Source organism: Candidatus Gullanella endobia (genome assembly GCF_900048035.1).
GTDB classification, from domain to species: domain Bacteria; phylum Pseudomonadota; class Gammaproteobacteria; order Enterobacterales; family Enterobacteriaceae; genus Gullanella; species Gullanella endobia.
Genome location: NZ_LN999832.1, coordinates 354934 through 370110, shown reverse-complemented (window position 1 = coordinate 370110; position 15177 = coordinate 354934). Strand labels below are relative to the sequence as shown.

General features: G+C 30.5%; 7 protein-coding genes, 4 tRNA genes and 1 pseudogene. 8 read left to right on the top strand and 4 right to left on the bottom strand.

The features are described 5' to 3' along the window. Positions 1–143 precede the first annotated feature (143 nt). The 3 genes from pssA to FVIR_RS00955 form a co-directional block, all read right to left on the bottom strand. Positions 144–1499: a CDP-diacylglycerol--serine O-phosphatidyltransferase gene (pssA, locus tag FVIR_RS00965; RefSeq protein ID WP_067498628.1), complete on the bottom strand. Its 1356-nt coding sequence runs from the start codon at positions 1497–1499 to the stop codon at positions 144–146. 629 nt (positions 1500–2128) lie between these two features. After that, positions 2129–2201, bottom strand: a tRNA-Lys gene (locus FVIR_RS00960). A gap of 21 nt (positions 2202–2222) precedes the next feature. Further along, positions 2223–2295: transfer RNA gene (locus FVIR_RS00955), tRNA-Val, on the bottom strand. A gap of 240 nt (positions 2296–2535) precedes the next feature. Here FVIR_RS00955 and gltX point away from each other — a divergent pair. Continuing rightward, positions 2536–3963, top strand: coding sequence for a glutamate--tRNA ligase (gene gltX / locus FVIR_RS00950; protein WP_067497784.1), 1428 nt, complete (start codon positions 2536–2538; stop codon positions 3961–3963). A 107-nt stretch (positions 3964–4070) separates the two neighbouring features. Beyond that, positions 4071–4143 (top strand) — tRNA-Ala (locus tag FVIR_RS00945). A gap of 790 nt (positions 4144–4933) precedes the next feature. On the opposite strand, the gene FVIR_RS00940 is transcribed toward FVIR_RS00945, so the two are convergent. Continuing rightward, positions 4934–5005 (bottom strand) — tRNA-Arg (locus FVIR_RS00940). 1894 nt (positions 5006–6899) lie between these two features. Here FVIR_RS00940 and FVIR_RS02775 point away from each other — a divergent pair. From FVIR_RS02775 to truA, 6 genes and pseudogenes are all read left to right on the top strand, one after another. After that, positions 6900–7064 (top strand): annotated as a pseudogene (locus tag FVIR_RS02775) (phospholipid-binding lipoprotein MlaA); the annotation flags it as partial. Positions 7065–7861: 797 nt separating this feature from the next. After that, entirely contained in the window at positions 7862–8338 is a 477-nt protein-coding gene (gene sixA, locus FVIR_RS00935) for a phosphohistidine phosphatase SixA (RefSeq protein ID WP_067497783.1), read from the top strand. A gap of 227 nt (positions 8339–8565) precedes the next feature. Continuing rightward, on the top strand, positions 8566–9498 hold the full coding sequence (prmB, locus tag FVIR_RS00925; protein WP_067498625.1) for a 50S ribosomal protein L3 N(5)-glutamine methyltransferase: 933 nt from the start codon (positions 8566–8568) through the stop codon (positions 9496–9498). 743 nt (positions 9499–10241) lie between these two features. Further along, the gene (fabB, locus tag FVIR_RS00920) at positions 10242–11453 is read left to right on the top strand and encodes a beta-ketoacyl-ACP synthase I (RefSeq protein ID WP_067497777.1); all 1212 of its coding nucleotides are present in this window, start codon (positions 10242–10244) and stop codon (positions 11451–11453) included. Positions 11454–12558: 1105 nt separating this feature from the next. Then, on the top strand, positions 12559–13692 hold the full coding sequence (locus FVIR_RS00915; RefSeq protein ID WP_067497774.1) for a 4-phosphoerythronate dehydrogenase: 1134 nt from the start codon (positions 12559–12561) through the stop codon (positions 13690–13692). Between the two features lie 310 nt (positions 13693–14002). Next, complete coding sequence (gene truA / locus FVIR_RS00910) at positions 14003–14788, top strand: tRNA pseudouridine(38-40) synthase TruA (RefSeq protein WP_067497770.1); 786 nt, start codon at positions 14003–14005, stop codon at positions 14786–14788. Positions 14789–15177: the final 389 nt, after the last annotated feature.

The following is a 15177-nucleotide window of genomic DNA, read 5'->3' as shown; positions in this document are numbered from 1 at the left end:
CCCAGTTTGCGTACTATATTTACAGTATAGCCTTATGATAATATAAAACGAAAAGAGTAGTTATTATTTAATTTCATTTATAACTAGGATAACATTAAAAAATTTAAAAAGCTTTTATCCAATCTTCCATAGATTCTCTAACTTTAGAGAATCCGGCTAATTAAAAGATCAATACGGATCCGACGTAATCGACGGATAAGCTTACGAACTTTAAATGGATAATCGACAATATTCTCCAGTTCAGTAAAATGCCGAAGTATCTGAGTATGAGTTCGGATCCGGTTAAGCTCTTTTTCATGTTGTAAATTTAATGCCAGTGTGGGATCGTGTATAAGAAGCGCATTTTCTAAATCAAGTCGCCATGCACGTGGATTAAGATTATTACCGGTTAGTAATTGCCACTCTTTATCTACCCATACTCCTTTTAAGTGGTAACTATTGCCGTTATCTTTCCATAAACGTAGTACTAATTGACCATTATCCACATATTGTTGTAATCGGCAAAAAAAACGTCGTAAATTAATTTCATACAAATACGGTAGAAGGCCAATAATCTTAAATGGCTGATCTTCAGGAATATAAAAATCGTTAGCAATCTTATTACCAACGATGATTTCCACTTGTCTACCTAAACGTAATATGTTAATTAAATCTCGTACTAAAAGCGCTGGTAAATTGAAATAGGGTGTACAAAGCGTTAAAGTATCACGGGTAGAACAAAACAAATGATGAATTGTTTTATTCAGTAAACTTTGTTTACCTAAACCTACTAACGGTGTAATAGCTAATTCATTTGGACCTGCTTCACCTTGATAGAAATAATCAGCTTCACGTAAAGTTTGACGAAATAAACGAGTATCATTTTTTATTTTAAGGCTTTTTGGTCTAGCGATATTATCCAATCGATTTACTGCTGGCGCTGTAAGTATATGTTGTTTGATATAGGTAAGTAATGTATCGGCAAGAAGACGATTATGAATAATCCGATAACGATCATAGCGATATTTATCCTGTTGATGTAAATAAACATTATTTAAATTAGCACCGCTGTAAATCACTTTAGTATCGATAATAAAACCCTTTAAATGTAAAACACCAAGAATTTCTCGAGTATTAACTGGTACGCCGTAGACAGGTACTTCTACACCAGGATTCGCTTGAGCCATATGGCAATACCAGTCAGCATTCGTATAAGAAAAAGCAGCACCGATACGATTACGTTGTGCTCGGTGCCAATCAACTAGAATCGCTATATCTAACGATGAATCGTTACGTTTTGCATTATAAACAGCTTCAAGAATGCGTTGACCACCTTGATCCTGTTCTAGATACAGTGCAACTAGATAGATTCGCTGTTTGGCAACAGCGATAGCTTGTATGAGTGCGTAATAGAAATCTTCAGGACTATAAAGTATTTTAATATCTGTAACTGTTTGAGGAATTTTTGGTAATTGTGCAAGGTGTCGTTGATGTTTACTGTGTTTAAAAGTTAATAGCACCACAGTGTTTTCTCTTATTATCAAAGATGAAATGATCTTATACAAATAGGAATATTGTAATATAATTTATCAAATTACAATAACATTTTAGATTATCTATCTAACCCTTATTTATTATTAGAATTTACATTCTATTTTATTCCAGTAGTATTGACATCGCATTAATATTGTTCTAAAATTGAACATTTATTATAACTCTTATTTAAAATAAGAGTTATAATATGATGATATTATTTATATCATACAGTTGATAGGGAACTTAAGTTCAAGCGATACAATCGTATTATAAAGTCAGAGTTAATTCAGAAAAATTCTCAATAAACATATGGTATTTTCAATATTATTAAATATTCAGTTTCTAATAAAATATTTATTTTCTTACTCTAGTTTATTATAAATAGATTTTTTATCTATTAGTTTTTTTATTAAAAGCTAATAGATACATCTAAATTAACATAAATACTACAATAAATTTAAATTGTTTTTTCATCGGAAAAAACATTATTATTAATGAGTTTTTTATGAACTCTCAGTGGATGATTTAATCTCAATTCTATAATTCTAATAGAAATATAAGGTTAATGATCCTAATAAATTTTTTATACAGTCGATAAAAAGAAAAAATAAAATGGGTCGTACAGGACTCGAACCTGCGACCAATTGATTAAAAGTCAACTGCTCTACCAACTGAGCTAACGACCCACCTCAAAGATTATAAAATTATGGGTGATGACGGGATCGAACCGCCGACCCCCTCCTTGTAAGGGAGGTGCTCTCCCAGCTGAGCTAATCACCCACTCTATATAACTTTATATTTTAGAAAGCTATCAAAATAAGTCAACTATTTTTCCAGTAAATTTTATATTTATATTTAATATAATCATTAAAGGCAGTTTTTCTTAGACTCAATAAAAATCTTCCAGATTATAAAAAGCATTTATAATTTAAGCTTAATTGATAGATTGTTTTCAATTTTTACTGTAGATAGAAGCTATATTCTAGTTTTTGCTCCATAATTATCAAGGCAACATAATTTATGAAAATTAAAACCCGTTTTTCACCTAGTCCAACTGGATATTTACATATCGGTGGTATTCGTACTGCGCTATATTCGTGGTTATTAGCTCGTAATCTAGGAGGAAAATTTATATTGCGTATAGAAGATACAGATTTTAAACGATCAACACAGTCTGCGATTGATATTATTATAGATTCTATGAATTGGCTTAATCTAGATTGGGATGAAGAAACTTATTTTCAGACGAAACGTTTCAAACGCTATAATGCGATTATTAATGATATGTTATCCAAAAGTATTGCCTATTACTGTTATTGTTCTAAAGAACGATTAGACACTTTACGTAAAGCACAAATAGCTCGAGGTGAAAAACCACACTATGATGGCCGTTGTTACGAAAGCCATGTATATCATAAAAAAAATAAACCTTGTGTAGTGCGTTTTCGTAATCCAAAAAATGGCTTCGTAGTGTTTAATGACCTCATTCGTGGTCCTATTAAATTTAATAATCAAGAATTAGATGATCTTATAATTCGTCGCACCGATGGTTCACCCACTTATAATTTCTGCGTTGTAGTTGATGATTATGATATGGCGATAACTCATGTTATCCGCGGGGAAGAACATATTAACAATACACCACGCCAAATTAATATCCTAAAATCATTAGGCGCACCTATACCGAAATATGCTCATGTCTCAATGATTCTTGGCAAGGATGGCAAAAAGCTTTCTAAGCGTCATGGTGCAGTAGGGATTATGCAATACCGTGATGATGGCTTCTTACCAGAAGCGTTGTTAAATTATTTAGTACGTTTAGGATGGTCCTATGGTAATCAAGAGATTTTTAGTCTCAATGAGATGAAAAAGTTCTTTAGTCTTAAATCGATTAGTAAGTCTGCTAGCACTTTCAATACTGAAAAACTACTTTGGCTTAATCATTATTATATTAATCATCTACCGGCTGAGTACGTTGCTACGCATCTTGTTTGGCATATTAATCAGCAGAGAATTGATACTAGTACTGGTCCGAAGTTGACAACGATAGTAAAGCTGCTAAGCGATCGTTGCAAAACATTAAAAGAAATGGCAGCTAGCTGCCGTTATTTCTATGAAGATTTTAGCGAATTTGATACTAATGCAGCTAAAAATCATTTACACTCATTAACAGCTCCAGCATTGAAAATTATGGGTATTAAATTGTCAGCGCTTAGTGATTGGACACCAGCCATAGTGCACGAAAGTATTAAAAAAACAGCTGAAGAGTTACAAGTTAGTATAAGTAAGGTTTGTATGCCATTACGAGTTGCAGTTACTGGTACTATCAAGTCTCCTGCTATTGGTATTACTATGCATGCTATAGGTCAATCTCGTTGTTTAACACGTATTGCTAAAGCATTAGATTTTATTACTTATAGAACACAGAAAAGTAATGATCAACAGTAATTTACTAATTTTTAATATTATAATTATTTAGTAAATTTAGCTATTGACAGAGTTTTTTACAATTTATACCATATTTCTTATATCTGGAAAGACTGTATAAATACTATGGGGCTATAGCTCAACTGGGAGAGCACTTGCATGGCATGTAAGAGGTTAGCGGTTCGATCCCGCTTAGCTCCAAATCACTATTACCAATAAATTAAATTAATTCCTAGTGAGTCGATTAATTTTTTATTAGTAGGTTAGATTTAATCTATTAAATTATAATACTTAAGAAGTAATTTATCAATTATTAGTCCACTAATAGCAATGGGCAATTTTATATAATACTCTCAGGTTTTATTAGTAAAATATTACCAAGTGCTGGTTTAAGTCTTTAATAGAACTATAAAGTAGTGTTTACAAAATTGAAATTAACAAGTATGATTAAATATCAACAAAACCTTTATAAGCTTGATTTAGCTTATTAGTAACTTTATAAAAATAATACTCGATAGTACTGAAATTATTCTATGATTTTCTAGTACTGAAGTAGATGCTACTCAAAAGGAAGATTATTAGTTCTCGGGTAAAATTTTGCTAATTCAACTAATAAAATTGATAAAAAATCGCATATCTTTATTCGTTAGTATAGCCTTTGGTAAGGAATTTTAATTTTTTCTAATAAAAATTGAAAATTATTATCATAATAATAATTTTTTAAAAAAATTAATTTCTTAATGTAATATTAAGCTACTAAGTATATTAGCTCTAATCTCTTCTTGATTTTTATCATATTTTATAAAAATATGATAAAATATGTTTAATTGGCTTAGCAGTTTTAAGGTAAAAAATAGATAATTATACTACGAAGTTTGTTCTATTACTAACTAAAAGCTAATAAAATACTTAAATTAAAATAGACAAAAATACCGTATTATTATCTTTGCTAACTTCTATTAAAAAATAGAAAGATTAATAAGAAAAGTAGTATCCCCGACAGGAATTGAACCTGTAACTAGCCCTTAGGAGGGGCTTATTATATCCATTTAACTACGGAGACGTATCACATACTAATTGTTGTATATTATATAAACTTAAAATTAAGTCCCTATAAACGTTTTGCTTAATTCTTAATCAAGTAGAACTCTTCTCTCTTATAAGAGAGAACTAAGATTACATACAAGAACAGTTCTTATATGTAATTAAATAAAAAGGCTGTTAATAGCGTAAAATTAGGCTATTAACTGAAATCATATTATAAAATAATAAAATAGTTATCAAGACTTCTCTCAAATAGAGATGTTTATTATGTTAACTATAATTAATAATTTTTGTATAAAGTTATTTAATTAAATAAGGTTAATTAGAATACATCACTAAATGTGAATTAATGTATTGCTTATTTTTTATATCAATTAAAATCCAATTTTATTGGCTGATAATAACTGATTTAGAAGCAGCGATGACACTAGTATTAGCTATTTTTACTATTATGTATCGATAACTAGATTTATACTATATAACTATATTAGTGATATAATAACATGAGGTAAGCAGCTTTAATCTAAGCTAAAACTGTCTCATCTTAGTCTTATAGAATTATATTATTATACATAATAAGATCGAAAATCGTCAATACTAATTATCTTATTTTATTTACTAAAAATTTAATCTAAAACTCAATCAAGATAAGGTAAAAAATTAATTTTAATTACACGTATTTACTGAGAATTAACCAGATGTATCACGTGTAATAAGATAAATTTTACCATAAAATTTGCTTATAGAGAAAAATATTTTGCTAACGGCAGATCATACTAATATTAGTATTCAGTATATACTACTAGTGCATAAATAACAGAAATATCTTTAATCAATTTATTATTTATATTTTCTTTCTGCTAAGAATTAATCTTACTTTACTTGTAGTACAGTAAGATAAGATATAAAAATTAATTAACCACTTATTTCTATCAGGAATAGGTGGTTAATTAATTTTCTCTATTTTCTTAGGCGCTGGCTAAGAAGAATTTGAATATCATTATGAGTAATTATTTCACAGTGATCTAGCTAATCTAATATACAATTCGTCGATTGTAAAAAATATTATAGCAAAATCTAGCTATTTATTTCTTTTTATAAATAAATAAAACTCGTTTATTAAAATAAAATAATAATAATCATTTATGTAGTTTTCAACTAGAACTATAGCTTGGAGTATATGTGCATATAGAACCTATAACAACGTAACTCTTTGTAATTAATAATTATGCTAATTCTGAGAGTAAATACAAATCATTTTTTCTAAAAAGTGTTATAATTTTACTCTAGGTGCTAGATTTTATAACTATCAATAAAAATTAGAAAAATAATATCTAGACTTGCTTTTTTAACGTTAAGCTCTAATATTTATTTTTATTAGATACCTTTGCATTAACTACCAATCAATATGTTAACTAGAAAAACAGTAAGTTATTATCCTATTTTATTTGTCGTAAACAAATTAATAATATCCATAAATATTTGATTACTAAATGGAGTTAGATAAAAATTAAAATATAAATATCTCACGATTACACTGTAAAATCTAATCATAATTACTACTTTATAAAAGTATGGCGAGTTATTACTAATAATGACAGAGTTTTAGTTAAGATTAATCAATAACCTATTTAACGACAATAACAAGAACATATAACGAGGTTTTATAATAAGTTTTCTTCTATCAGATTTAACGTTTGTTAATATCTTCCTTTTAGGATATACTGTTTATAAAAAAAGATAGATAGATGTCTTTTAATCCTATAGAAAGTTTAAAACATAGCATATTTAACTTTAACTAAAAAACATTAGATCTTTATCTAATTCATCCGGTAGAAATAAACTAACAAGATGATATTTTGAAATTAGCATAAATAGCTTAATAATTTTTTAAAAATGTAGAAGGCCCCACTACTATGATCAATTATTTTTTGAGAATGTAAATCTTACAAAGCTATGGTTCATTTTAACTATATTTTCCTAAAGACTTTACCAGGATGAGAAAGTTTATTAATATAGCATCGATGATAAATCCAAAATTAGCCAAAGAAAAATCGAGAGGTTTCGGCAGTACTCTTAGTAAATTATAATATCATTTATAATCCTTATCTATAGATCCTTAACTATGGTAATTTTACTTACTCCTAAGCTATCTTTTTAGAATATGTTCGTAGGTCAATTACTACTGAAAAGCGCATAAACTTGTGTGCAACTGCTAAATTCAGATATTTTGTTAAAAAATCTTAAAATCATCATACTATAGTATATGCCGTTTATTTTAATAGTGTGATTTTCTAGCTAGTGTCAGCATGTTAACTCTATATGAAAATCCAAATTCTAAATTAATTTGAAGCAATTTTAATTTGATGAATGCGAAATAAATCAAGGCTATATTTTCCATATCAAACCTATAATTTGTACTGTTAAACTTATATAATTTATAAAAATTTGTAATAGGAACTGATACTTGTATAGCTTGGTGTTAAATATATCGTTTAATCATGTTTTAGGTCATCCATATATTATAATAAAGATATTATTTTCTTGCATAATAATAATTTAACGATTTTAGTATTATTAAGAAAATACATTACTATAACTCGATAGTTATCGTATTCATAGTATACTTTATAATTGGATATCATTTATGCGAATATTTCCATATATATTACACATAATATTATCTCTTTAGTTAGCATATGAAAAAAAGATGTTATTTTGATTATAAGAGTAGTGTTTCGTCAGATGAAATGATTCTTCTATCATGATCTTAATTTAGTTATCATAAATAGAATATATTAGTTTTTACATTTCAAATTTGAAAAATTTGCTATAATAAACTTTACATAGTTCTATATAAAAATAATGGTACATTATGCAAGTGTTAATTATGCGGCATGGAAATGCTTTTTCTAAAGCTAAAAGTGATTCAGAAAGAAGTCTAACCGATCGTGGTCGTAATGAATCTAGCATAATTGCGCGTTGGCTTAGCTATAAGGTTAAAGAAATCAATTTTGTATTAGTCAGTCCTTATCTGCGTGCTCGTCAGACGTTTAATATCTTACAGGAGTATCTAGTATTGCCAGAGAGTTATAAAGTTCTTCCGGAATTAATACCGAGTGGAGATTCCAGTATAGTAAATTGCTACTTAAAGTCATTGTCTAAAGAGGGATTAAAGCAAATACTGCTTATCTCCCATCTGCCATTGATATGTTCTCTATTAGTAGATTTATGTCAAGTAGAACAGCCTCTAATTTTTTCTACTTCTTCTGTAGCTAATATTGATATAGATACTGTTAGTGGTAATAATAAGCTACTCTGGCAGATCGAACCAATCCAATTACTGTCATAGAAAATCTAAGTGATTGATACAGTTTATCCTGATATAGGAAAATATTCCTGTGTTTATTTTATTATAAAAGTCACTATTATAATTTTGCTTATTATAACGTTTATTATTGCTCATAGTGAAATATTATATCGTGAACTTTTAGGTAAAAATTTACTGTTTCTTTCATTGCTTTATGGAATACTAGTACATATTTATAAAATAGAAAGCAGCAGGAAGATAGTTTGAGTTTGGATAGAATTTTTACAGATGAAGCAATAGTAGAAATGCATACTATTCAGGATATGGTGCGTTGGACTATCAGTTGTTTCAATGCCTCACAGATCTATTACGGACACGGTACTAATAATCCTTGGGACGAAGCGTTAAAGCTAGTATTACCAAGCTTATTTCTACCACTGGATTTACCACCAGAAATGTATAGCGCTTGCCTCACATCTACTGAGCGTGCACGTATTTTTGAGCGCGTTATTCTTCGGGTCAATAAACGTATCCCTGTATCTTATTTGACCAATAAGGCTTGGTTTTGCGGTCTTGAATTTTATGTCGATGAACGAGTGTTAATTCCACGTTCCCCAATTGGTGAACTAATTGGGGAACGTTTTCGAGATTTTCTACCGCATTCACCGAAACATATGCTTGATATGTGTACTGGTAGTGGCTGTATTGCTGTAGCCTGTATTTATGCTTATCCGGAAGTTAAAATAGATGCGGTAGATATTTCTTCTAGTGTCTTAGAAGTAGCAGAGTGTAATATACAAGCGCATGATGTTGAGAAGTCGGTAACTCTAATTTGCTCAGATTTATTTCATAACTTACCGATGCTAGCCTATGACGTAATTATTGCTAATCCGCCATATGTTAGCGAAGAAGATATGAAAGATTTGCCAGATGAATTTTACGCTGAGCCATTACTCGGTCTAGTCGCCGGTATTGATGGTCTTAAATTAATACGACGTATTCTTGCCTGCGCACCTCACTATCTTAGTGAAGATGGTGTACTAATTTGCGAAGTAGGTAATAATATGATGAATTTAGCAGCACAATATCCGATGGTACCATTCCATTGGATTGAATTTTCTCAAGGCGGTGATGGTGTTTTCATGCTAACATATTTACAATTGATTGCCTGCAGTGATTATTTTAAGTTGTATCGTAATTAAAACATTAGATTAAGTTCATTGAGACATAAGTTTATATCTTCTATTAAATTTTATTAAGAAATACTGGCATTTTGAAATAGTATTAAATAATTTTCCATACGATGACCTTACTTAAATTTAATTATTAAATTTAAGTAAGATAAAATCTATTTTTAATTTTATATCAACTACTTATAGGTAAATAGATGCTCTAATTCTCAAACTAGAAAATCTTTAGACTTAATTGATATTAATTTTTTATTATGTCAAAAATCTATAGTGAAATTATCTTAAAGGATTTCTAAAACAATTATGTTAGTAGTAATTTTTTTTTAGATTAGTAGTTAAAAGATCAACTGCGTATCTTTTCCTTAAAAACCCACCTTATCTTAATATCTATACTATTCGCTGTTGTTGAAAGCAGGTATTTATTAGATGTTCAGCTAGATTAAAAATATTACGTTAACAATTTAGTTATACTAACTGTTATTTATTTGATGTTTAACCAACCAGATAAAAATATAATTTTTTCACATTTATCATTAACTGCTACTACTAGTAGCAGCGCTTATTTAAAGCATGTGATATTGAAAGAATTAACAATCTAATGTGCATACTCTAAAATATTAGAAAATAGAACAATTATAACTATACAGGTTTTCTAATGAAAATTTTGCTAAAATTTTATAATCAGACTTGTTTATCTTATGTTTTTAAACTGAAATACATAACTAAAATGTAAATATTATTACAAGAGGTATTAAATGAAACGTGCTGTGATTACTGGCCTAGGGATTGTATCAAGTATCGGTAACAACCAAAAAGAAGTTCTAGCCTCGTTGCAAGAAGGTCGCTCTGGAATTACTTTTTCTAAAGAATTAAAAAATTCTGGTATGCGAAGCCATATCTGGGGTAATATAAAACTCGATACTACTGGACTAATTGATCGCAAAATAGCGCGCTTTATGAGTGATGCTTCTATCTACGCTTTTTTATCTATGGAACAAGCAATTGCAGACTCTAGATTAACGCCAAATATGATTTCTAATGATCGCACTGGACTTATCGTCGGATCTGGCGGTGGCTCGCCTCGTAATCAAGTTGCTGGATCAGACGGTATGCGCGCTCGTGGCCTAAGAGGCGTGGGACCCTATATGGTTACAAAAGCGATGGCCTCTGGCGTATCAGCATGTCTAGCTACTCCTTTTAAAATCCGCGGGGTCAACTACTCTATCAGTTCTGCCTGTTCAACTTCTGCACATTGTATCGGTAATGTAGTGGAAATGATTCAGCTCGGTAAACAAGATATAGTATTCGCTGGTGGCGGCGAAGAGCTATGTTGGGAAATGGCCTGTGAATTCGATGCAATGGGTGCACTCTCTACTCATTATAATGAAACACCGACAAAAGCTTCACGCACTTATGATATTAACCGTGATGGATTTGTTATCGCTGGCGGTGGTGGTATTATAGTAGTAGAAGAACTGGAACATGCCCTAGCCCGAGATGCTCATATTTATGCAGAAATTATTGGTTATGGCGCGACTTCTGATGGTGCAGAAATGGTAGTTCCTTCTGGTGAAGGTGCTATCCGTTGCATGAAGATGGCATTAAAAGATGTAGATACCCCAGTAGACTACTTGAATGTCCATGGAACTTCTACACCGGTTGGTGATGTCAAAGAATTATGGGCTATCCGCGAAACCTTCGGAAATCAACATCCAGCGTTTTCTTCTACTAAGGCAATGACAGGTCATTCACTAGGTGCTGCCGGAGTACATGAAACTATCTTTACATTATTAATGTTAGAACATGGATTTATTGCTCCAAGCATCAATATCGAACAACTTGATCCACAAGCGGAAGGTATGAACGTTATTGTTAAACCAACTCAGCGTGCATTAACAACTGTAATGAGTAATAGCTTTGGTTTTGGCGGTACAAATGCAACGCTTGTAATGCGTAAATATGTCTAAATCATCTTAAATTTGGTTATTTTTATTTTTCCTAGTCGGATATAGCGCCGGAACTTTCTATTATATCTAGTATTAGAATAAATATTTATTATAATTAATAGTAGTGTTCTTTTTACCGTTATAAAGAGCTAAAAAATAACTGAAGAGAGCAAAAAAGAATAGTACTAGTTTTTTCTCTATCTTTAATGTTAATTTATAGAAGCGCGTTCATATCTTTATATCTATTACAAGTTAGGACTTATTAAATTAAATAATGCTATGTTTGATAACAAATTTAATTTGCTTACTAAGTATAGTACTGAAATAGTGCGTTTTGCTATTACTGGATATGCAGAATAATCATAGTTAACTATTCATAAATATTTCCCTATTAATAGAAGTGAAAAACTGTGAAATAGACATCAGTACAGATATGTTATACTATTACTACTTTAGAAATTAGATAAAAAATCAAATTTTTTAGGATGAATTCTACGTTAGAATTAAATTATTCATGTAGTCAATATAAGCAATAACTAATCGGAGTTATAATTGTTAAATTTTAATTCTATTTATGTAAAAAATGATTCTTTTCTAAGCACTATAATTTAAGTAGTTAATTTCTTTTCATATTAACAGGTACTGTCTTTTTTTAAAGTTTTCGGTGACATTTATGAAGATAATGAAAATTTTTACTAATTTTTATAGCTTAGAAAATAACATAACTAGTTAGTTGTTCAAATTTTGTTTATTTAGCGAAAATTATAGATTAATTTGATTTAGATACTCGTAATATCCAATTTTTGTATCAGTACATCTAGATACATAACTAATTTTATAGTACGATAATTTATGTTATAATAAGCAAATAGCAAAAATAATTATTTTACTAAGATGTACTACACTACCATGAGATAGCAATATCATAATCCATGTTAATATCAGTAGCATTAAGCTTAAAGATAATGTTTTAAACATACAAGGTAGGCAAATCCTACAGTTATAATATCATCTAACTTTGTTGAAGATAAAATAAAATAAAGTATAATATAATTAAAATTATTACGCATAAAGCGGAAGGATATTCCTTTAATGTCTTTATAGCACTACACTATCAGTGTGTAATATGAAAATTTTGGTAGATGAAAACATGCCTTATGCTGAAATATTATTTAAGCGTTTAGGTAATGTGCAGACTTTAGTGGGTAGAGAAATTTCTGTATCAGCACTATTGAAAGCTGATGCTCTGATGGTACGATCGATAACTCGTATTGACGGTGCTTTGCTCAATAGAAGTCGAGTAAAATTTGTTGGTACCGCTACCTCTGGTACTGATCATGTCGATATAGATTGGCTGTCACAAGCAGGAATTTCTTTCTCTTCAGCTCCCGGTTGCAATGCAATTGCTGTAGTGGAGTATGTTTTTTCTGCATTATTATGGTTAGCACAACGAGATGGTTTTGCATTACGCGATAAGACTCTCGGTATTATTGGTGTAGGGAATATTGGTAGTCGTCTTCAACGCCGGCTCAATGCCTTTGGTGTTTCTACTTTATTATGTGATCCACCATTGGCAGAAGCTGGTGTTCCAGGTGATTGGCAGTCTTTAGAAACACTTGTGGCTAAAGCAGATATACTAACATTCCATACACCTCTTACTTTTATTGGTCGACATGCTACCTGGCATCAGGTAGACGAAACATTATTATCAGCGTTACCTGCTGGTCGTATTATCATCAATACTTGCCGTGGAGCGGTAGTGGATAACGCAGCTCTACTACGAGTGCTAGAGGGTGGTAAATCACTAAGTGTTGTTCTAGACGTTTGGGAGACGGAGCCAAAAATATTATTACCACTCTTAGATCATATCGATATTGGTACTGCTCATATTGCTGGTTATACTCTGGAAGGAAAAGCGCGTGGTACAACACAAATTTTTGATGCTTACAGTGCTTATATTGGTAGTAATGAACGCGCAAATCTGATAGAATTGTTACCGTTACCAACGGTGAGGTGTATCCGTCTAAATGGCAATATTGATGAAGAGATGTTGCGTCTATTAATACATCTAGTCTATGATGTTCGTAGAGATGATGCACGATTGCGTCACACTACCGGACTACCAACTGAATTTGATCTCTTACGAAAAAATTATTATCATCGCAGAGAGTGGTCTTCTCTATGCGTAGAAACCGATGATGATATTAGTTTAGCTTTATTGCAGAAACTTGGATTTAAAGCTAGATTATTCTCAGAATAATACTCAATAACGTTAATACTAGTTATTTTGATATTCATTCTTGTCTTTGCTATAGGGTATAGAGCTAGTAGGATAGGAAGATAATATTTATGGTATTGGATCGATTAATGCTGTAAGTATAATACAGCATTTCAAAAAAAATAGAAGATAAATAACATCTGATGTTGTAATATTATTATCTTTAATAAAGATAAGCACAACTATACATGGTGTTATCTTAAAGTATAAAATATTAATTTCTGTTTATTGAGATTTTTATCTCACAATAATTTTGATCTATAACAATTTTAGTGTTCTATCTAATAGAAACATGAAACTAGTGCTCGGTATTGAATATGATGGTAGTTCTTATTACGGCTGGCAACGTCAACAGAAAGTAATAAGTATACAAGCATGTCTTGAGCTTGCACTTTCAATAGTCGCTGATGAAACTATTACAGTTTATTGCGCTGGTCGTACCGACGCTGGTGTACATGCTACAGGACAGGTTATTCATTTTAATACTCGATCGAGAAGACCGCATACAGCCTGGACACTTGGTGTTAATACTAACTTACCAGATGATATTAGCGTACGCTGGGTAGCAACATTAAGTGATAATTTTCATGCACGTTTTAGTGCAACTGCTAGGCGATATCGTTATATTATTTATAATCATCACCTACGTCCAGCAGTATTAAGACGAGGATTAACACAATATTATTATCCGCTAGATGTAGCTTCAATGGCACGTGCTAGTAAATGTTTATTAGGTGAAAATGATTTCACATCTTTTCGGGCTGTACAATGCCAATCGCATAGTTCTTGGCGAAATGTACACCATCTTCAGATTACGCGTCAAGGACACTATGTTATAATTGATATTAAAGCTAATGCTTTTGTTCATCATATGGTTCGTAATATTGTAGGTAGTCTGCTAGAAGTTGGATGTGGAAATAAACCGGAAAACTGGATAGCTGATCTATTAACGTGCCGTGATCGAAAACAGGCCGGTAGTACTGCCCGTGCAGGAGGATTATATTTAGTAGGAGTAGATTACCCGCCTTGTTTTCATCTGCCTGTGTTATCTCCGGGACCATTATTTCTTTCGGATTAATTATTAATCTTTTTTTTGATTTGTTTTTGAGTGACTTAATGTTTTTATGTATTAATAATGTTGTAAGACAATGCATAATACGCATGATGTACATATTATAGTGCTAATTGTAATAGCTAGGCAATTAAGTCAATTATGTGATTGATTACGTCTTTATTTTAAAAATCTATTTAGTAATCTAAATTTAAAATTTCTTCTCTTTTGCTATTTTATAGTACTATAAGTTTCTCTCTTATCCGTCACAGTAATAAAATTATCATGCTGATATATTTAGCGCTAATTATTCAAATCTTAGTTTTTTCTGTTTAGAATAAACATGCGTATTATTACTATTTTATTCTAAAATATAGCAGATTTGACTATTTTAGTATTATTATCAACTACACTAA